The 21,191-nt window shown below is 55.7% G+C and carries 16 protein-coding genes and 1 pseudogene; 12 read left to right on the forward strand and 5 right to left on the reverse strand.

Annotation, left to right across the window (positions count from 1 at the left end; all coding sequences use genetic code 11):
• Positions 1-23: 23 nt before the first annotated feature.
• Together yhhY and WFN75_RS19585 are read right to left on the reverse strand one after the other, a co-directional pair.
• Entirely contained in the window at positions 24-512 is a 489-nt protein-coding gene (gene yhhY, locus WFN75_RS19580) for an N-acetyltransferase (protein WP_046886781.1), read from the reverse strand.
• Positions 513-698: 186 nt separating this feature from the next.
• The gene (locus tag WFN75_RS19585) at positions 699-1,370 is read right to left on the reverse strand and encodes a bactofilin family protein (RefSeq protein ID WP_336996693.1); all 672 of its coding nucleotides are present in this window, start codon (positions 1,368-1,370) and stop codon (positions 699-701) included.
• Positions 1,371-1,598: 228 nt separating this feature from the next.
• Here WFN75_RS19585 and WFN75_RS19590 point away from each other — a divergent pair, with 228 nt between their 5' ends.
• The 5 genes from WFN75_RS19590 to gntU all read left to right on the forward strand — a co-directional run bounded on the left by WFN75_RS19590 (position 1,599) and on the right by gntU (position 6,539).
• The gene (locus WFN75_RS19590) at positions 1,599-2,636 is read left to right on the forward strand and encodes an oxidoreductase (RefSeq protein ID WP_336996711.1); all 1,038 of its coding nucleotides are present in this window, start codon (positions 1,599-1,601) and stop codon (positions 2,634-2,636) included.
• Positions 2,637-2,759: 123 nt separating this feature from the next.
• Entirely contained in the window at positions 2,760-3,455 is a 696-nt protein-coding gene (locus WFN75_RS19595; protein WP_040078253.1) for a pirin family protein, read from the forward strand.
• A gap of 90 nt (positions 3,456-3,545) precedes the next feature.
• The gene (gntR, locus tag WFN75_RS19600; protein WP_040078254.1) at positions 3,546-4,541 is read left to right on the forward strand and encodes a gluconate operon transcriptional repressor GntR; all 996 of its coding nucleotides are present in this window, start codon (positions 3,546-3,548) and stop codon (positions 4,539-4,541) included.
• Between the two features lie 126 nt (positions 4,542-4,667).
• A complete protein-coding gene (gntK, locus tag WFN75_RS19605) occupies positions 4,668-5,195 on the forward strand; it encodes a gluconokinase (protein WP_040078255.1) in 528 nt (175 codons plus the stop codon).
• Between the two features lie 3 nt (positions 5,196-5,198).
• The gene (gntU, locus tag WFN75_RS19610) at positions 5,199-6,539 is read left to right on the forward strand and encodes a gluconate transporter (RefSeq protein ID WP_263616698.1); all 1,341 of its coding nucleotides are present in this window, start codon (positions 5,199-5,201) and stop codon (positions 6,537-6,539) included.
• Positions 6,540-6,909: 370 nt separating this feature from the next.
• Here the strand turns inward: gntU and WFN75_RS19615 are convergent.
• Both WFN75_RS19615 and yhgN read right to left on the reverse strand, forming a co-directional pair.
• Positions 6,910-7,164: pseudogene (locus WFN75_RS19615) on the reverse strand (hypothetical protein); the annotation flags it as partial.
• 397 nt (positions 7,165-7,561) lie between these two features.
• Positions 7,562-8,155, reverse strand: a complete 594-nt coding sequence (gene yhgN, locus WFN75_RS19620) for an NAAT family transporter YhgN (protein WP_015960802.1) — start codon at positions 8,153-8,155, stop codon at positions 7,562-7,564.
• A gap of 178 nt (positions 8,156-8,333) precedes the next feature.
• On the opposite strand from yhgN, the gene asd reads away from it, so the two are divergent.
• The 6 genes from asd (at position 8,334) to glgP (ending at position 19,057) form a co-directional block, all read left to right on the forward strand.
• The gene (gene asd, locus WFN75_RS19625; RefSeq protein WP_233802596.1) at positions 8,334-9,437 is read left to right on the forward strand and encodes an aspartate-semialdehyde dehydrogenase; all 1,104 of its coding nucleotides are present in this window, start codon (positions 8,334-8,336) and stop codon (positions 9,435-9,437) included.
• A 250-nt stretch (positions 9,438-9,687) separates the two neighbouring features.
• Positions 9,688-11,874, forward strand: a complete 2,187-nt coding sequence (gene glgB, locus WFN75_RS19630) for a 1,4-alpha-glucan branching enzyme (protein WP_207292535.1) — start codon at positions 9,688-9,690, stop codon at positions 11,872-11,874.
• Positions 11,871-13,844, forward strand: a complete 1,974-nt coding sequence (gene glgX / locus WFN75_RS19635) for a glycogen debranching protein GlgX (protein ID WP_336996695.1) — start codon at positions 11,871-11,873, stop codon at positions 13,842-13,844. The genes glgB and glgX overlap by 4 nt, the downstream gene beginning before the upstream one ends.
• Positions 13,845-13,861: 17 nt before the next feature.
• Positions 13,862-15,157, forward strand: coding sequence for a glucose-1-phosphate adenylyltransferase (gene glgC, locus WFN75_RS19640; RefSeq protein WP_040078263.1), 1,296 nt, complete (start codon positions 13,862-13,864; stop codon positions 15,155-15,157).
• On the forward strand, positions 15,157-16,590 hold the full coding sequence (glgA, locus tag WFN75_RS19645; RefSeq protein ID WP_046886776.1) for a glycogen synthase GlgA: 1,434 nt from the start codon (positions 15,157-15,159) through the stop codon (positions 16,588-16,590). The genes glgC and glgA overlap by 1 nt, the downstream gene beginning before the upstream one ends.
• Before the next feature lie 19 nt (positions 16,591-16,609).
• Entirely contained in the window at positions 16,610-19,057 is a 2,448-nt protein-coding gene (glgP, locus tag WFN75_RS19650; RefSeq protein WP_040078265.1) for a glycogen phosphorylase, read from the forward strand.
• An 81-nt stretch (positions 19,058-19,138) separates the two neighbouring features.
• Here the strand turns inward: glgP and glpD are convergent, their stop codons facing one another.
• Positions 19,139-20,647, reverse strand: a complete 1,509-nt coding sequence (gene glpD / locus WFN75_RS19655) for a glycerol-3-phosphate dehydrogenase (RefSeq protein WP_046886775.1) — start codon at positions 20,645-20,647, stop codon at positions 19,139-19,141.
• Positions 20,648-20,858: 211 nt separating this feature from the next.
• Between glpD and glpE the strand changes: the two genes are divergently transcribed.
• On the forward strand, positions 20,859-21,188 hold the full coding sequence (gene glpE, locus WFN75_RS19660) for a thiosulfate sulfurtransferase GlpE (protein ID WP_040078267.1): 330 nt from the start codon (positions 20,859-20,861) through the stop codon (positions 21,186-21,188).
• Positions 21,189-21,191: the final 3 nt, after the last annotated feature.

Raw genomic sequence — 21,191 nt, forward strand, 5'->3', positions numbered from 1 at the left:
AGGGCCGGGGTGAGGGGGGAGGCTTACTTCATCCGCGCCATATAATAGGCATCCACATACTCGCCGTTGCGCAGGGCAAATTTCTTGCCGGTCCCTTCAATTTCAAAACCGAAACTTTTATAGAGCGCGACGGCGGCGGGATTATCGGCAAACACCGTCAGTTCAATACGTTCAATGCGTAACCAGTTATCACACAGGTTAACCATCTCGCTCATCAGACGGCGACCTACACCCCGTCCCTGCATATCCGCGGCGACGCTGATGCCGAAGGTTGCAACATGACTACGGCGTGGATTTTCCATTACATCCAGTGCCATATGCCCCACCACGCGCTCTTCCAGACAGGCGACGAGATGGCGCCTGCCCGGCCTGGCGGCCACGCGTTCTTGCCACATCTCCAGAGAGGGATGAGGAAGTTGTAGCGTATCTTGATACACCTCCGGATGCGTCATGATCTCGCGTAATGCGGCGGCATCGCTGGCTTCAATGTGGCGTATCACTATCTCACTCATTCCTTCATCCTCTGTAGGTTAATGTCCTCTTTAACATCAGTGACTTTAAAATTTGAGTCAACCCACCTTTTTTGCAAAAAGTATTGGACAAGTGCGAATGAGAATGATTATTATTGCTCTGCATTCAGGAAGACCACTACGGGAACCTGAAAGCACGACATTGCTCACATTGCTTCCAGTATTACTTTAGCCAGCCGCGTGCTGGCTTTTTTTTGCCTGCGATTTTGCCTCGACCGCGTTTTCAGCCACCTCTGGCGTCAATCCCACCACGTTGGTCTTCTCAATCTTCAGGGGCATCACTTCCGCCTGGCCAGAGAAAGTACCGCCTTTTTTCACCGCCAGCGTGCGGTAGGTGAGGGTGCCGGTGACATGGCCATTCTCGCAAATATCTACGATGTCGCAGGTGCACTGGCCATTCACGCTGCCGTCAATGATCAGCTCACGGCAGCTAATATTCCCTTCAATCACGCCGCCACGCATCACCTTGATCAGGTTCTCTTTGGCATCAACATTGCCTTTCAGCGTGCCGTGAATATAGACGTGGCCGCCGGCCACGATATTTCCCTCAAAGCAGACGTCGCTGGCGATAACCGTGGTGGCCTGTTTCTCCGTCGCGGTCGGCTCTTTTTCACGAACTTCAACGGGGGCGGGACGGGAGATAATGGGCTGTTCGATCTCTTCGGATTTTTTCTTCTTAAACATACGATTAACCTGATTAGAAAAAGCGTGGATAGTGAAGTGGAGTAAGGAGAGCGCGCCGAATATCTGCGCCGGCAGGGTGGCTGATAAGGTCCAGCAGATCAGTGTGAGAAACCAGAAAACCAGCGCGATATTTAACGCGAAATAATTGCCAGCCATATGCGTAGCTACTCCCTTAGCGACCATGTGGTTTTGGCTAGTATTTATCGGGATTCGCTCTCTTCAGGTCAAGCTGTTGCCCGCATTTTAGGAATGGACAAAGCCTGCTATTAGCCGCTCTGTTAACGCGTTTAAGCGCATGGGATCGTGAAAGGGTGAAGCGGTCTGATTAAATTCACCCGCGGGTTGCGCTATGGTTAAAGCAGTTTTCTGAATCAGGACAACATGATGACATTACATTGCGCCTTTATTGGCTTTGGTAAAAGCACCACCCGGTATCATCTGCCTTACGTTCTTAACCGGAAAGAGAGCTGGCATGTCGCCCATATCTTCCGCCGCAGCGCAAAGCCCGAAGAGCAGGCCCCGCAATATTCTCATATCCACTTCACCAGCGATCTCGATGAAGTGCTGACGGATCCGCAGGTCAAACTGGTGATTGTCTGCACCCATGCGGATAGCCACTTTGATTACGCGAAGCGTGCGCTGGAAGCGGGTAAAAACGTGCTGGTGGAAAAACCCTTCACCCCGACCATTGCGGAAGCAAAAGAGCTGTTCGCGCTGGCAAACAGCAAAGGGCTGACCGTCACGCCGTATCAGAACCGCCGCTTCGACAGCTGCTTCCTGACCGCGAAGAAGGCGATTGAGAGCGGCAAGCTGGGTGACATTGTCGAAATTGAAAGCCACTTCGATTACTACCGCCCGATCGTAGAGACCAAACCTGGCCTGCCGCAGGACGGCTCGTTTTACGGTCTGGGCGTACACACGATGGACCAGATCATCTCCCTGTTTGGCCGCCCGGATCATGTGGCCTATGACATCCGCAGCCTGCGCAACAAAGCCAACCCGGATGACACCTTCGAAGCTCAGCTGTTCTACGGTGACCTGAAAGCCATCGTCAAAACCAGCCATCTGGTGAAAATCGACTATCCGAAATTTATCGTGCACGGCACCCGGGGCTCGTTTATCAAATACGGCATCGACCAACAGGAGACCAGCCTGAAGGCCAATATCATGCCGGGCGAAGCGGGCTTTGCGGCGGATGACTCCGTAGGGGTGCTGGAGTATGTCAACGAGGGGGGCGAGACGGTAAAAGAGACGCTTGCGCCGGAAACCGGGGACTACGGTCGGGTCTACGATGCGCTGTATGACACCCTCAGCAATGGCGTGCCGAATTACGTCAAGGAAACTGAAGTTCTCACCAATCTTGAAATCCTGGAACGGGCCTTCGAGCAGGCATCACCCTCCACGGTAACCCTCGCCAAATAAGCAGTTCTGACTCCTTTGTTCTTGTTCAATGATTTTGAACAGAGGAGTCAATTTTCACCCTCTATGATCCCAGGTCGATTGCGTCCACACTTACTCCATCGAAACGAACTGGGGTAAAAACAGATGATCTTCTTACGCAAAGCTAACGAACGTGGTCACGCAAATCATGGCTGGCTGGACTCATGGCACACCTTCTCGTTTGCCGATTATTACGACCCGAACTTTATGGGCTTCTCGGCACTGCGAGTGATTAACGATGACGTGATTGATGCAGGCCAGGGCTTCGGTACCCACCCGCACAAAGACATGGAGATCCTGACCTATGTGCTGGAAGGGGCGGTAGAGCACCAGGACAGCATGGGCAACAAAGAGCAGGTTCCGGCAGGTGAGTTCCAGATTATGAGCGCGGGTACCGGCGTGCGTCACTCGGAGTACAACCCGAGCAAAACAGACAAACTGCACCTGTATCAAATCTGGATCATTCCAGAAACAACGGGCATCACGCCACGCTATGAACAGCGCCGCTTTGATGCAGAGCAGGGCAAACAGCTGGTGCTCTCTCCGGATGCGCGTGACGGGTCTTTGAAAGTGCATCAGGATATGGAGCTGTACCGCTGGGCGCTGGCGAAAGACGAACAGTCTGTTCATCAGATTGCTGCTAACCGCCGCGTCTGGATCCAGGTGGTGAAAGGCGAAGTGTCTATCAACGGCACCAAAGCGACTACGGCCGATGGCCTGGCTATCTGGGATGAGCAGGCACTCTCTGTGCATGCCGACAGCGAAAGTGAAATCTTGCTGTTCGATCTGCCACCGGTATAAATAATTACTCAACCTTCCCTTTAAACGGGGAAGGTTGAGCTTTGTCCGTGATAAACTGAAGGAATCTTTCCCTACCGATTTCTCAGGACGATGAAAAAGAAACGCCCCGTACTTCAGGATGTCGCCGATCGCGTCGGTGTGACCAAAATGACGGTCAGCCGCTTTTTACGTAACCCGGAACAGGTTTCCGTGGCGTTGCGTGGCAAGATTGCCGCTGCTCTGGATGAACTGGGCTATATCCCCAATCGCGCACCCGATATTCTGTCGAATGCCACCAGCCGCGCGGTGGGTGTCCTGTTACCTTCCTTAACTAACCAGGTATTTGCCGAAGTCCTACGCGGTATTGAAAGCGTGACGGATGCCTTTGGTTATCAGACCATGCTTGCGCACTATGGGTATAAACCGGAACTGGAAGAAGAGCGTCTTGAATCCATGCTTTCCTGGAACATCGACGGCCTGATTTTAACGGAACGTACTCACACTCCGCGTACCCTTAAAATGATTGAAGTGGCGGGTATCCCGGTGGTGGAGCTGATGGACAGCCAGTCGCCGTGTCTCGACATTGCCGTTGGCTTCGATAACTTTGAAGCGGCCCGGCAGATGACCGCAGCCATTATTGCCCGTGGTCATCGTCACGTCGCCTATCTTGGCGCACGTCTGGATGAACGTACTATCATCAAACAGAAGGGATATGAGCAGGCGATGCTCGATGCCGGTTTAACGCCCTACAGCGTGATGGTGGAACAATCATCCTCATACACTTCCGGTATTGAACTGATGCGTCAGGCACGTCGCGAGTATCCGCAGCTCGACGGTATCTTCTGCACGAACGATGACCTTGCGGTTGGCGCGGCCTTCGAATGCCAGCGCCTGGGGTTAAAAATTCCGCAAGATATGGCCATTGCCGGTTTCCACGGCCACGACATCGGCCAGGTGATGGAGCCGCGTCTGGCGAGCGTGTTAACACCGCGCGAGCGTATGGGCCGCATCGGTGCAGAACGTCTGCTGGCGCGTATTCGTGGGGAAGCGGTGACGCCGAAAATGTTAGATTTAGGTTTCACCTTGTCACCGGGTGGATCCATTTAGTGTGACAAATTTGAAGTAGCTCACACTTATTCATTTCTCGCACCTTTGGATATTGCTTCTCCATAGCCCCGGCAGGACAATGTTACCGATAACAGTTACCCGTAACAATTGACCGAGGGACTCCCTTTGAGCACGACTAACCACGATCACCACGTATACGTCCTGATGGGCGTTTCCGGTAGCGGTAAATCTGCGGTGGCCAGCGAAGTGGCGCATCAACTCCATGCTGCGTTTCTTGATGGTGACTTCCTCCATCCGCGCAGCAATATCACAAAAATGGCCGCCGGCGAGCCGCTGAACGACGACGATCGTAAGCCCTGGCTGCAGGCGCTGAATGACGCCGCCTTTGCCATGCAGCGCACCAATAAAGTGTCGCTGATTGTCTGCTCTGCGCTGAAAAAAACCTACCGCGACCTGCTGCGTGACGGTAACCCGAATCTCTCTTTCATCTATCTGAAGGGCGATTTTGCGGTGATTGAAAGCCGTCTGAAGGCGCGTAAAGGTCACTTCTTCAAAACCCAGATGCTGGTCACCCAGTTTGAAGCTCTGCAAGAGCCGGGTGCGGACGAGCAAGATGTATTAGTGGTTGATATCGATCAGCCGCTGGACGGTGTGGTAGCAAGCACCATCGAGGTTATTAATAAAAGGCAGTAAGTTTTGAGTACTTTAACGCTTGTTTTGACAGCAGTGGGCTCCGTTTTACTGCTGCTGTTTTTGGTCATGAAAGCGCGTATGCACGCTTTCGTGGCATTGATGGTGGTGTCTATTGGTGCAGGTCTCTTTTCCGGTATGCCGCTCGACAAGATCGCAGCGACAATGGAAAAAGGGATGGGCGGCACGCTGGGCTTTCTGGCGATAGTGGTCGCACTGGGCGCGATGTTTGGCAAGATTCTGCATGAAACGGGCGCGGTCGATCAAATTGCCGTCAAGATGCTGAAATCGTTCGGCCATAGCCGCGCGCATTATGCCATTGGCCTGGCCGGTCTGATTTGCGCTCTGCCGCTGTTCTTTGAAGTGGCGGTTGTACTGCTGATAAGCGTAGCGTTCTCCATGGCGCGCCATACCGGTACCAATCTTGTGAAGCTGGTCATTCCGCTGTTTGCGGGGGTGGCGGCAGCGGCGGCATTCCTGCTGCCTGGGCCCGCGCCGATGCTGTTGGCCTCGCAGATGCACGCTGACTTCGGCTGGATGATCCTGATTGGCCTCTGCGCCGCTATCCCGGGAATGATTATTGCTGGCCCACTGTGGGGCAACTTCATTAGCCGCTACGTTGAACTTCATATTCCTGACGACATCACCGAGCCGCACCTGGGCGAAGGCAAAATGCCCTCCTTCGGCTTCAGCCTGGCGCTGATCCTGCTGCCGCTGGTGCTGGTTGGCCTGAAAACCATCGCCGCACGTTTCGTGCCGGAAGGCTCTACCGCCTACGAGTGGTTCGAGTTTATCGGCCACCCGTTCACGGCGATCCTGGTAGCGTGTCTGGTGGCAATTTACGGCCTGGCGATGCGTCAGGGCATGCCGAAAGACAGGGTGATGGAGATCTGCGGCGCGGCGCTGCAACCTGCGGGGATTATCCTGCTGGTGATCGGTGCCGGTGGGGTGTTCAAGCAGGTGCTGGTGGATTCCGGCGTCGGCCCGGCGCTCGGTGAAGCGTTAACCGGCATGGGGCTGCCGATTGCGGTGACTTGCTTCGTGCTGGCGGCAGCGGTACGTATTATTCAGGGCTCTGCTACCGTGGCGTGTTTAACTGCCGTGGGGCTGGTGATGCCGGTGATTGAACAGCTGAACTACTCCGGTGCGCAGATGGCGGCGCTTTCTATCTGTATCGCGGGTGGGTCAATTGTGGTTTCACACGTGAATGATGCTGGCTTCTGGCTGTTCGGTAAATTTACCGGCGCCACCGAAGCGCAAACCCTGAAGACCTGGACGCTGATGGAGACGATTCTCGGCACCACAGGCGCGATTGTCGGGATGATTGCGTTTTCACTGCTGAGCTGACCCTTGTTTTCCCCCTCTCCCTCTGGGAGAGGGCCGGGGTGAGGGTATCCAACCGCCGGGTTGACCCTTGTTTTCCCCCTCTCCCTCTGGGAGAGGGCCGGGGTGAGGGTATCCAACCGCCGGGTTGACCCTTGTTTTCCCCCTTTCCCTGTGGGAGAGGGTCGGGGTGAAGGTATTCAACCGCCAGGCTGACTCTGGTTTTCCCCCTCTCCCTGTGGGAGAGGGCCGGGGTGAGGGTATCAGGCCGCAGAGGTGCTATTTTTTCAGGCGGCAGCTTCGCCATACCCGACCCGAACCTCCCCCCAAACCGCAGCCCCGGTAGCGCAAGCTTCTACAGCAGTACGGCACCGTTCTCCGTGCGCAGCCAGCGCGGCGCCTCCAGCGGCAGGTCATCCATCGTCAGACTTGCTTTCAAATGTTCCGGCACAGGATCAAGCAGCATGGGCTGGAGCAGAGCAAGGCAGGCTGCGAGCCGCCCACACAGCGCCATCTTTTGTGCCGGGTCTTCACACTCAACCAGCACATCTACGAATCGCTCGCAGTTGTCTGCCAGGTCGGTGAAGTCGGTGGTGTGATCGAACGCAGTTGTGAATAAAGCGTGAGAAAAGCCTGGGGTAGTAGTCATAAGACAGCCTCTGATGAGTTGAATGGGCCGCCAAAGGAGGGACCAACCTCACTGGTGGCGGACTGAACGGCGTTGGTCCTACCGGCCTCATCAGCTACCGGCGCGCCTTACGGCGCCACCGTCCAGCCCACCATTGAGGTGTAACTGGCCACGCGATAAAAACGTTATTTATCACGGATGAGGATAACAGGGGACCAACCCTGACGCTTGATTTTGCAGGCGTGGCGAGACGATACTGCTTTGCTGAACAGGTGGCAAGAGAGGCTCTGGAAGGCGGCTCGCAAAACGCAGGATTATTTTTGATGGTGCGGTCTGGTGCCCTCACCCCAGCCCTCTCCCACGGGGAGAGGGAGCAAATACTAAAAACGACAACCAGGGGTTGTCGTTTTGCTTTTACCTAGCCCTTCATCCACGCCCGGATCCCGTCGAGGAACATCTGGGTCGCCATCATTACCAGGATCAACCCCATCAGGCGCTCCAGAGCATTTACCCCTTTCTCGCCCAGCAGACGCAAAAACAGCGACGACTGCAGCAGAATAATAAAGGTGCCGCCCCAGGCAATCAGCAGGGCAATCACCAGGTGGCTCATCTGATTTGGGTATTGATGCGACAGCAGCATCAGCGTGGCCAGAATGGTCGGGCCGGCCACCAGCGGGATGGCCAGCGGTACGATAAATGGCTCCTCACCGGCAGGCAGACCACTGCTGCTGCCTTCCGCGCTCGGGAAAATCATCTTGATAGCAATCAGGAACAGAATAATCCCGCCGGAAATGGAGACGGTCTCGGCGCGCAAGTTAAGGAAGGCGAGGATCTTTTCGCCGGCAAACAGGAAGATAAACATCACCAGCAGCGCGATGAGCAGTTCGCGGATCATGATCGCCCGCCGGCGCTTCGGCTCGGTGTGTTTCAGCACCGACATAAAGATGGGCAAGTTCCCCAGGGGGTCCATAATCAGGATTAAAAGAACCGCCGCGGAAATTATTTCAGTCATTATTATTTATCCCCTGAATCCTTATGGTTATTATCGTAATAAGTGGTATTACTGATTGCAGCGCAATCATCGATTAATTTCGCTTGCGACTTTGGCTGCATTTTGTAATGTGAAGGCTGGAGCCAGTTGGAATCTGGTTCGGCACACTCAGCACACACCTCTGCAGGAAAAATACGCTATGAAAAACGTTGGTTTCATCGGCTGGCGCGGTATGGTCGGCTCTGTACTCATGCAACGCATGGTTGAAGAGCGCGACTTTGACGCCATCCGCCCGGTCTTCTTCTCAACTTCCCAGCTCGGCCAGGCTGCGCCTTCTTTCGGCGGTAGCACTGGTACGTTGCAGGATGCTTTCGATCTGGAAGCGCTGAAGGCACTCGACATTATAGTCACCTGCCAGGGCGGCGATTATACCAACGAAATCTATCCAAAGCTGCGTGAAAGCGGCTGGCAGGGCTACTGGATTGATGCAGCTTCTTCACTGCGCATGAAAGACGACGCCATCATCATTCTCGACCCGGTCAACCAGGATGTTATCACCGACGGCCTGAACAAAGGGGTGAAAACCTTCGTTGGCGGGAACTGCACCGTTAGCCTGATGCTGATGTCGCTGGGCGGCCTGTTCGCACAGGACCTGGTGGAGTGGGTTTCCGTGGCAACTTATCAGGCAGCCTCCGGCGGCGGGGCGCGTCACATGCGTGAACTGCTGGCGCAGATGGGCCAGCTGCATCATCACGTGGCAGACGAGCTGGCGAACCCGGCATCGGCCATTCTGGATATTGAACGTAAAGTGACTCAGCTCTCCCGCAGTGGCGAGCTGCCGGTTGATAACTTCGGCGTACCGCTGGCGGGTAGCCTGATTCCGTGGATCGACAAACAGCTCGACAACGGCCAGAGCCGTGAAGAGTGGAAAGGCCAGGCTGAGACCAACAAAATTCTCAACACCGCTTCCGCGATCCCGGTCGATGGCCTCTGCGTGCGCGTTGGCGCGCTGCGCTGCCACAGCCAGGCATTCACCCTTAAACTGAAAAAAGATGTGTCTATTCCGACCGTGGAAGAGCTGCTGGCTGCGCACAATCCGTGGGCAAAAGTAGTGCCAAACGATCGCGACATCACGATGCGCGAACTGACCCCGGCGGCGGTCACCGGCACGCTCTCTACCCCGGTAGGGCGCCTGCGTAAACTCAATATGGGGCCGGAGTATCTCTCCGCCTTCACCGTTGGCGACCAGCTGCTGTGGGGAGCCGCCGAGCCGCTTCGCAGGATGCTTCGCCAGCTGGCGTAATAATTTGTTAAATCTCAGGGGTGCTTAGACACCCCTTTTTTTGCGTAATACACGGAGTAAAACGCAGATGAGTCATTATTTATCGGGAGTCATATAAAGCGTTGGCTATGCTTTAAGTTGGATGCGTGGCATCCAGCCTGGAGGATGGGTGGAACAGAGAGGATGCACAATGTGCTGTTCCATTCAGGTCACAATAAGGTCGAACCCTTAGCACGCCAGGGCCGACAACAAAAAAAACAGGATGAACACCATGTCCGTTCGTATTGATAGAGACGTGATTAATGCGCTTATTACGGGTCATTTTGCGGACCCCTTTTCTGTACTTGGCATGCACCGTACAGAGGCCGGACTGGAAGTCCGCGCGCTGTTACCTGACGCGACGGAAGTCTGGGTCATCGAACCCAAAACGGGCCGCAAAGTGGGCAAACTGGAGTGCCTTGACTCACGTGGTTTCTTCTCGGGCATTATGCCCCGCCGTAAAAATCCCTTCCGCTACCAGCTTGCCGTACTCTGGCATGGTCAGCAAAACCTGATTGACGATCCTTACAGCTTCGGCCCGCTTCTGCAGGAGATGGATGCCTGGCTCCTCTCTGAAGGTACGCACCTGCGTCCTTACGAAACCCTGGGTGCCCATGCCGATACGATGGACGGCATCACCGGTACCCGATTCAGCGTCTGGGCGCCTAATGCGCGTCGTGTTTCGGTCGTGGGTCAGTTCAACTATTGGGATGGCCGCCGCCACCCGATGCGCCTGCGCCGTGAAACCGGTATTTGGGAGCTGTTTATCCCCGGCGCGCACACCGGACAACTGTATAAATTTGAGCTGGTCGATGCCCACGGACAGCTGCGCATTAAAGCGGACCCCTATGCCTTTGAGGCGCAGATGCGTCCGGATACGGCCTCAATGATCTGCGGCCTGCCAGAGAAGATCGCCATGAGCGAAGCGCGCGTCAAGGCCAACCAGTTCGATCAGCCCATTTCCATTTATGAAGTGCATCTCGGCTCCTGGCGCCGTCATACGGACAACAATTTTTGGCTGAGCTATCGTGAGCTGGCTGACCAACTGGTTCCCTACGCGAAGTGGATGGGCTTTACCCATCTGGAACTGCTCCCGATTAACGAGCATCCCTTCGATGGAAGCTGGGGTTATCAGCCCACGGGACTCTACGCTCCGACCCGCCGCTTCGGGACCCGTGACGACTTCCGCTACTTCATCGACGCCGCGCATGCGGCCGGTCTGAACGTGATCCTGGACTGGGTGCCAGGCCACTTCCCGTCGGATGACTTTAGTCTCTCTGAGTTCGACGGCACCAACCTGTATGAGCACAGCGATCCGCGCGAAGGTTATCATCAGGACTGGAATACCCTGATTTACAACTATGGCCGTCGTGAAGTGACCAACTATCTGGTGGGTAACGCCCTTTACTGGATTGAACGCTTTGGCATCGACGCTCTGCGCGTGGATGCGGTGGCATCCATGATCTATCGCGACTATAGCCGTAAAGAGGGAGAGTGGATCCCGAATGAGTTCGGCGGGCGCGAAAACCTGGAGGCCATAGACTTCCTGCGCAGCACGAACCGTATTCTCGGCGAGCAGGTGCCTGGCGCGGTAACCATGGCCGAGGAGTCTACCGATTTCCCAGGCGTCTCTCGTCCACCGTCAATGGGGGGGCTGGGCTTCTGGTATAAGTGGAACCTTGGCTGGATGCACGACACGCTGGATTATATGAAGCTGGATCCGGTGCATCGTCAGTATCACCACGACAAACTCACCTTTGGCATGCTCTATAACGGCACCGAGAACTTCGTTCTGCCGCTCTCACACGATGAAGTTGTGCATGGCAAAAAATCGATCCTTGATCGGATGCCGGGCGATGCGTGGCAGAAGTTCGCTAATCTGCGCGCCTACTACGGCTGGATGTTCGCCTTCCCGGGTAAAAAGCTGCTGTTCATGGGGAATGAATTCGCCCAGGGACGAGAGTGGAACCACGACGCCAGCCTCGACTGGCATCTGCTGGAAGGGGGCGACAACTGGCACCACGGCGTACAGCGCCTCGTGCGCGACCTTAACCTGACCTACCGTTACCACAAGGCACTGCATGAACTGGATTTCGACACCTACGGCTTCGAGTGGCTGGTGGTGGACGATCACGAACGCTCAATCTTCGTCTTTGTGCGTCGTGATAAAGCCGGGAATGAGATTATCGTTGCCAGTAACTTCACCCCGGTTCCGCGCCATAATTATCGGTTTGGCATCAACCAGCCGGGCAAGTGGCGTGAAATACTCAACACCGACTCTGTGCACTACCACGGCAGCAATGCCGGAAACGGTGGGCTGGTGCAAAGCGATGAGCACGAAAGCCACGGTCGCCCTCACTCCCTCAGCGTGACGCTGCCGCCATTGTCTACCATCTGGCTGGTCAGGGAGGGGGAATGACCCAGCTCAGCGCAGGCCAGGCCGAACCGCTCGGCGCAAGCTTTGACGGTAAGGGGGTAAATTTTACCCTCTTCTCCGCTCATGCGGAGCGGGTCGAACTCTGCGTGTTTGATGCCCACGGGAATGAGCAACGATTCGATCTCCCTGGCCGTACAGGTGAGGTCTGGCACGGCTACCTCGACGGCGTCAAACCGGGTCTGCGTTATGGCTATCGGGTTCATGGCCCCTGGGATCCGGCTAACGGACACCGCTTTAACCCGGCGAAACTGTTGCTCGACCCTTATGCCCTTCAGGTGGAGGGCGAGCTGCGGGATACCGGTCTGCTGTGCGGCGGTCTGGATCAACCCGACAGCCGCGACAGTGCGCCCGCCGCGCCCAAAGGGGTAGTGATCGCCGAACGTTACGACTGGGAAGACGATACACCTCCCGCGACGCCCTGGGGCAAGACGGTCATTTATGAAGCCCACGTCAAGGGGCTTACCTTCAAACATCCGGCCATTCCGGCGGAGATGCGCGGCACCTATAAAGCGCTCGGCCACCCGGCCATGATTCGCTATTTCAAACAGCTGGGCATTACGGCGCTGGAACTATTGCCTGTCGCCCATTACGCCTGCGAGCCACGTCTGCAACGGCTGGGGTTAAGCAACTACTGGGGCTATAACCCCATGGCAATGTTTGCCCTCAGCCCGCGCTATGCCGCGCATCCTGTTAAAGCCCGGGATGAGTTTCGCGATGCGGTTAAAGCGCTACATGCGGCGGGAATCGAGGTCATCCTCGACGTGGTGTTGAACCACAGCGCGGAGCTGGATTATGAGGGACCGACGTTCTCCCTGCGCGGAATTGATAACCGTAGCTATTATTGGATCAGAGAGGATGGCGATTATCACAACTGGACCGGATGCGGTAACACGCTGAATCTTAGCCACCCGGCAGTCATGCAGTATGCGTATGAGTGCCTGAAATACTGGGTCGAGACCTTCCATGTGGACGGTTTTCGTTTTGATTTAGCCTCCGTTATCGGACGCACGCCGACGTTTAGCCAGCAGGCGCCGTTGTTTGAGGCTATAAAAAATTGTCCGCTGCTCTCTCGCGTCAAGCTGATAGCCGAGCCATGGGACATTGGTGAAGGGGGTTATCAGGTGGGAAATTTCCCGCCCCCCTTTGCCGAGTGGAATGACCACTTTCGCGATGCAGTCCGCCGGTTCTGGCTCACGCGTAACCTGTCGCTCGGTGACGTAGCCGGACGATTTGCCGCCTCCAGCGATCTGTTTAAACGCAGCGGGCGGTTGCCGTCGGCCTCGATCAACCTGGTCACGGCGCATGACGGTTTTACCCTGCGTGATTGCGTCTGTTATGACCGAAAACATAACGAGGCCAACGGCGAAGAGAATCGCGACGGAACCAACAATAACCATAGCTTTAATCATGGTATAGAAGGTTTAGGGGGCAGTCAGGATGTGATTGAGCGTCGGCGGGCCAGCGTGCATGCGCTACTGACCACGCTACTGCTTTCGCAAGGTACACCGATGCTGCTGGCCGGAGATGAACACGGCCACAGCCAGCATGGCAACAACAATGCATATTGCCAGGATAACGAACTCACCTGGCTTGCCTGGGACGAGGCAAATACCGGGCTAACAAACTTCGCTGCTGCGCTGATTCACCTGCGCCAGCAAATCCCGGCACTCACGGCCGATCGGTGGTGGGAAGAGGGTGACGGCAACGTTCGTTGGCTCAATAGCAAAGCGCAACCTTTAAGTGCGCAAGAGTGGCAGTGGGGCGTTCCACGTCTGCAGATCCTGCTTTCAGAGCGATGGCTGATTACGCTAAACGCGACCACTGAAGTAGCAGAAATGGTTTTACCTGATGGGGAGTGGCGAGCTATTCCCCCCTTTGCCGGTGAGGACAACCCGGTGGTGATGGCCGTCTGGCATGGGCCTGCGCACGGAGTGTGCGTATTCCAGAAATGATAAAAAAGGAGTTAGTCATGGTTAGGTTAGATAAGAACGATCCATTAATGCTAGCGCGTCAACTGCCATTAAAATCTGTAGCCCTGATTCTTGCTGGTGGTCGCGGTACCCGTTTAAAAGATTTAACAATCACGCGTGCCAAACCCGCCGTCCACTTTGGCGGCAAGTTCCGTATTATCGACTTTGCACTTTCAAACTGCCTTAACTCAGGTATTCGCCGTATTGGCGTGATCACTCAGTACCAGTCCCACACGCTGGTGCAACATATTCAGCGCGGCTGGTCGTTCTTCAGTGAGGAGATGAACGAGTTTGTCGATCTGTTGCCTGCCCAGCAACGTGTGCATGGTGAAAACTGGTACCGCGGTACAGCGGATGCGGTCACCCAGAACCTGGATATCATTCGTCGCTACGATGCGGAGTATGTGGTGATCCTCGCCGGGGACCACATCTACAAGCAAGACTACTCGCGCATGCTCATCGATCACGTTGAAAAGGGTGCACGTTGCACCGTGGCGTGCTTGCCGGTGCCCATTGCCGAGGCAACCGCCTTTGGCGTTATGGCCGTGGATGAACACGACAAAGTGATCGATTTTGTCGAGAAACCTGCCAATCCGCCCGCCATGCCCGGTAACCCCGATCGTTCCCTGGCCAGTATGGGCATCTACGTCTTTGACGCCGACTACCTCTACCAGCTGCTGGAAGAGGACGACAATGACGAGCAGTCCAGCCACGACTTCGGGAAGGACATTATTCCGAAGGTCACAAAATCTGGCATGGCCTATGCACATCCTTTCCCGCTCTCCTGCGTTCAGTCCGATCCGGCCTCAGAGCCTTACTGGCGCGATGTGGGAACGCTGGAAGCCTACTGGAAGGCGAACCTGGATCTGGCCTCCGTTACGCCGGAGCTGGATATGTACGACCAGAACTGGCCGATCCGCACCCATATGGAGTCGCTGCCGCCCGCGAAGTTTGTGCAGGACCGTTCCGGTAGCCACGGTATGACGCTGAACTCGCTGGTTTCTGGCGGCTGCATTATTTCCGGCTCCGTGGTGGTGCAGTCCGTGCTCTTCCCGCGAGTACGGGTGAACTCATTCTGTAATATCGATTCGGCGGTACTGCTGCCGGATGTGTGGGTAGGGCGCTCATGCCGTTTGCGCCGCTGTGTTATAGACCGTGCCTGCGTCATTCCGGAAGGGATGGTGATTGGTGAGAACGCGGAAGAGGACGCGCGTCGTTTCTACCGCTCAGAAGAAGGCATTGTATTGGTTACGCGTGAAATGCTGCGCAAACTGCAGGTCAAACAGGAGCGATAATGCAGGTCTTACATGTATGTTCGGAGATGTTCCCATTATTGAAAACGGGCGGGCTGGCGGATGTTATTGGTGCTTTACCGGCTGCGCAAATTGCCGGTGGTGTTGATACGCGCGTGCTGCTGCCCGCTTTTCCAGACATCCGTCGCGGCATACCTGATGCACAGGTGGTGAGCCGCCGGGAGACGTTTGCCGGGCGTATCACACTGCTGTTCGGGCATTACAACGGCGTGGGTATCTATCTGATTGATGCGCCACACCTGTATGACCGACCTGGAAGCCCGTATCACGACACTAACTTATTTGCCTATACCGACAACGTGCTGCGTTTTGCGTTGCTGGGTTGGGTAGGCTGTGAAATGGCCTGCGGCCTGGATCCTTTCTGGCACCCGGATGTGGTTCATGCGCACGACTGGCATGCCGGGCTAGCGCCTGCCTATCTGGCGGCGCGAGGGCGTCCGGCAAAGTCGGTGTTTACGGTACACAACCTGGCTTATCAGGGCATGTTTTATGCGCAGCACATGGATGACATCGAACTGCCATGGTCATTCTTTAACATGCACGGGCTGGAGTTTAACGGCCAGATCTCTTTCCTGAAGGCCGGCCTCTATTACGCCGATCACATTACGGCGGTGAGTCCGACCTACGCGCGGGAAATTACCGAAGCGCAGTTTGGCTACGGTATGGAAGGATTGCTGACCCAGCGCCACCGTGAAGGGCGCTTATCGGGCATTCTTAACGGCGTGGATGAGAAGATCTGGAGTCCGGAAACAGACCTGCTGCTGGCCTCGCGCTACAACCGGGATTCGGTTGAAGATAAGGCCGAAAACAAGCGCCAGCTGCAGATAGCAATGGGGCTGAAGGTTAACGACAAAGTCCCGCTGTTCGCGGTCGTCAGCCGTCTGACCAGCCAGAAAGGGCTGGATCTGGTGCTGGAAGCCTTGCCAGGCCTGCTGGAGCAAGGCGGGCAACTGGCGCTACTGGGGGCGGGCGATCCGGTGTTGCAGGAGGGCTTCCTGGCCGCTGCGGCAGAGCATCCGGGGCAGGTGGGGGTTCAGATTGGTTATCACGAAGCCTTCTCGCATCGCATTATGGGCGGTGCGGACGTGATTCTGGTGCCGAGTCGTTTCGAGCCCTGCGGCCTGACTCAGCTGTATGGCCTGAAATACGGCACCTTGCCGCTGGTGCGTCGCACCGGGGGGCTGGCGGATACGGTATCCGACACCTCGCTGGAGAACCTGGCGGACGGTATCGCCACCGGTTTTGCGTTTGAAGACAGTAATGCCTGGTCGCTGTTGCGTGCGATCCGCCGTGCTTTCGTGTTGTGGTCTCGTCCTTCTCTCTGGCGTTTTGTGCAGCGTCAGGCGATGGCGATGGATTTTAGCTGGCAAGTTGCGGCGCAGTCTTACCGCGATCTTTATCAACGCTTGATATAACAACGCTGGAATCATAGATATGAATGCACCTTTTTCTTATGCATCACCCACCCTCAGCGTAGAGGCTTTAAAGCACTCCATTGCCTATAAGCTGATGTTCACCATTGGGAAAGATCCGGTCATCGCCAACAAACACGAGTGGCTTAACGCCACCTTGTTCGCGGTGCGTGACCGTCTGGTAGAACGCTGGCTGCGCTCCAACCGTGCCCAGCTGTCGCAAGAGACACGTCAGGTTTACTATCTGTCGATGGAGTTTTTGATTGGCCGCACCCTCTCCAACGCCTTGTTGTCGCTAGGGATTTATGACGACGTAAAAAACGCGCTGGAAGAGATGGGGTTAGATTTAGAAGAGTTGATCGACGAAGAGAACGACCCAGGCCTTGGCAACGGGGGTCTGGGACGCCTGGCGGCCTGTTTCCTCGACTCGCTGGCGACTCTGGCGCTGCCGGGGCGCGGCTACGGTATTCGCTATGATTACGGCATGTTCAAGCAGAACATCGTCGACGGGCGCCAGAAAGAGTCGCCGGACTATTGGCTCGAATACGGTAACCCCTGGGAGTTCAAACGCCACAATACCCGCTATAAAGTGCGCTTCGGCGGCCGCGTTCAACTGGAAGGGAAAAAGTCCCGCTGGGTTGAAACCGAAGAGATCCTTGCCGTCGCCTATGACCAGATTATCCCGGGTTACGACACCGATGCCACCAACACCCTACGCCTGTGGAACGCGCAGGCCAGTAGTGAAATCAACCTGGGTAAATTTAACCAGGGCGACTACTTTGCGGCAGTGGAAGATAAAAACCACTCGGAGAATGTGTCACGCGTGCTCTACCCGGACGACTCCACCTATTCGGGCCGTGAGCTGCGCCTGCGTCAGGAGTACTTCCTGGTGTCGGCGACGGTGCAGGACATTCTGAACCGCCACTACCAGCTGCATAAAACCTATAACAATCTGGCGGAGAAGACCGCCATCCACCTTAATGACACCCACCCGGTACTCTCGATTCCGGAGCTGATGCGCCTGCTGATCGACGAACATAAGTTCAGCTGGAACGATGCCTTTGAGGTGACCTGTCAGGTCTTCTCCTACACCAACCACACGCTGATGAGCGAAGCGCTGGAAACCTGGCCGGTGGACATGCTGGGCAAAATTCTGCCGCGCCATCTGCAAATTATCTTCGAGATCAATGACTACTTCCTGAAAACGCTTCAGGAACAGTACCCGAACGACACCGGGCTGCTGAGCCGCACCTCTATTATCGATGAGTCTAATGGCCGTCGCGTGCGCATGGCATGGCTGGCGGTGGTGATTAGCCATAAGGTCAACGGTGTGTCGGAACTGCACTCCAACCTGATGGTGCAGTCGCTGTTTGCTGACTTTGCCAAAATCTTCCCGATGCGTTTCTGTAACGTCACCAACGGTGTTACCCCGCGTCGCTGGCTGGCGCTGGCCAATAAGCCGCTCTCTGAGGTGCTGGATGCGAACATTGGCCGCAACTGGCGTACCGATCTGAGCCAGCTTAGCGAGCTGGAGCAGCATGCCGACTTCCCGACCGTGAACAAAGCGGTGCGTGACGCCAAATTGCTGAATAAAAAACGGCTGTCGGTATGGATGGCGCTGCATCTGAACGTGGTTGCGAACCCGAAAGCGCTCTACGATGTGCAGATTAAACGTATCCACGAGTACAAACGCCAGCTCATGAACGTGCTGCACGTGATCACCCGTTACAACCGCATCAAGGCCGACCCGGACGCCAACTGGGTGCCGCGGGTCAACATCTTTGCCGGTAAAGCGGCCTCGGCCTACTACATGGCGAAGCACATCATTCACCTGATCAACGATGTAGCGAAAGTGATCAACAACGATCCGCAGATTGGCGATAAGCTGAAGGTGGTCTTTATTCCTAACTACAGCGTGAGCCTGGCGCAGTTGATCATTCCGGCGGCGGATCTCTCTGAGCAGATCTCCACTGCAGGGACGGAAGCGTCCGGCACCAGTAACATGAAATTTGCCCTTAACGGTGCGCTGACTATCGGCACGCTGGATGGGGCCAACGTCGAGATGCTGGAGCACGTGGGTGAAGAGAATATCTTTATCTTCGGCAATACCACCGAAGAAGTTGAGGCGCTAAGGGCGAAGGGCTATTCACCGCGTGACTACTACGAGCAGGATGAAGAGCTTCGTCAGGTGCTGACGCAGATCGCCACCGGGGTCTTTAATCCGGACGAGCCTGGCCGCTACCGCGACCTGGTGGATTCGCTGATTAACTTTGGTGACCACTATCAGGTACTGGCCGACTACCGGAGCTATGTGGATTGTCAGGATAAGGTTGACGAGCTTTATCGCCGTCCCGAAGAGTGGACCACCAAAGCGATGCACAATATCGCCAATATGGGGTATTTCTCTTCAGACAGGACGATTAAAGAGTATGCCGAGACTATATGGCATATCGACCCGGTAAGGTTGTAAAAGCAAAACGGCAACGTCGGTTGCCGTTTTCATTTTTTCACCCTCACCCAGTGGGTGAGGGCATCAGCCCGCTCTGTCCCATCAGGACGCAAGCGATAATTCACGCTTTGGGGCGTTTCTGACCAGCCACTGCGCCACGCGCGATTGCTGTTCGGCATCCAGCCACATCCCCTCTTTCGTACGACGCCACAGCGCATCCTCTACACGGCGCACCCACTCGTGCTCAACCAGGTAGCGCAGCTCCGCTTCGTAAAACTCATGTCCGAAGTGCTCGCCCAAATCGGCTATCTCTTTGGCATCGCCGAGGAGCTGGACGCTGTTGCTGCCATAAGTACGGGCATAGTGGCGGGCCAGCGATTCGCTGATAAACGGATAACGGCGACGCAGTTTTGCCGCGTAGTCATCCCGGTTTCCGTCGATATCACCCCCCGGCAGGGTAGCGCCTTTGGTCCATGCCGGGCCGATGCCGGTGTAATACGGAGTCAATTTCTCCAGCGCGTGTTCCGCCAGCTTACGGTAGGTGGTGAGCTTACCGCCAAACACGGAGAGCAGCGGCGCCTTACCGTCTTGATCGTGGATATCCAGCGTGTAATCACGGGTAATGGCCTGCGGCGAATCGGATTCGTCATCGCACAGCGGACGCACGCCGGAGTAAGTCCAGACCACATCTTCGCGACCCAACTGCTTTTTGAAGTGCGCGTTATACACCTTCAGCAAGTAGCTGATTTCGCTCTCGTCGATTTCGACATTTTTGGCGTCGCCTTTGTACTCCACGTCGGTGGTGCCAATAATGGAGAACTCATCCATCCATGGGATCACAAACACGATGCGCTTGTCTTCGTTCTGCAGAATGTAAGCCTGCTTCTGGGTATGCACGCGAGGCACGACGATATGGCTGCCCTTGATAAGGCGAATACCGTACGGCGAAGGCAGCTTCATGCCGTCGTCAAAGAACTGTTTCACCCATGGACCGGTCGCATTAACCAGCCCGCGCGCTTGCCAGCTGAACTTCTCGCCGGTATCGATATCTTCTGCTTCAACAATCCACAGACCATTCTCGCGGCGTGCGGAGGTCGCGCGGGTGCGGGTTTTCACCTCACCATTTTTGCGAACCACCATTTGCGCGTTTGCGAGCACCAGACGGGCATCATCGACCCAGCAGTCTGAATATTCGAATCCGCGCACGATTTCTGGCTTAAGGACCGATTCTGCGCCAAAACGCACACCGGTAGAGCCGGGCAGACTGGTGCGTTTACCCAGATGATCGTACATAAAGAGACCGATACGAATCATCCACGCCGGGCGCAAGTGCGGGCGGTGAGGCAGACGGAAGCGCATCGGGATGGCGAGATGCGGGGCCATCTTCAGTAACACTTCGCGCTCAGCCAGCGCTTCGCTCACGAGGCGAAACTCGTAGTGTTCAAGGTAGCGCAGGCCGCCGTGAATCAGCTTGGAGCTGGCGGAGGAGGTTGCGCAAGCGAGATCCTGCGCTTCCAGCATTAATACCGACAGACCACGGCCAGCGGCATCGGCCGCAATCCCGGCACCGTTGATGCCGCCACCTATCACAATCAGATCTTTGGTTTCCATCGTATCCTCACGCACTTTCGCTTACGTTCAAAAATGTTCGATATCGCTCATAATAGCAAAGGAACGCGCCTTTGGTAACATTAAAAAAACAATTTAGAGTGATACAGCTAACATAATGGCGTTTACCCGCCGCCAGGACGTACACTAGAAGGTAAAATAGTGGGGTCCTTACCTCACTTCGCACCACCCTGAATAACCGAAAGAGAGCCGCATGGATCAGTTTGAATGTATTAATGTCGAAGAAGCCCACCAGAAGATGCACCAGGGAACCGCTGTACTGGTAGATATTCGCGACCCGCAAAGCTTTGCCATGGGTCACACCCCGGGTGCGTTTCACCTCACTAACGCCTCCCTTAGTGATTTCATGCGTGACAACGATTTCGATACCCCGGTGATGGTGATGTGCTATCACGGCAACAGCAGCAAAGGTGCAGCACAATACTTGCTGCAACAGGGTTATGACGCGGTCTACAGCGTGGATGGCGGTTTCGACGCCTGGCACCGTCATTTCCCGGCGGAAGTCGAGCACACTGGGTTTTAAGGT

This window comes from Leclercia sp. UBA7405, assembly GCF_037152215.1.
GTDB classification, from domain to species: domain Bacteria; phylum Pseudomonadota; class Gammaproteobacteria; order Enterobacterales; family Enterobacteriaceae; genus Enterobacter; species Enterobacter pneumoniae.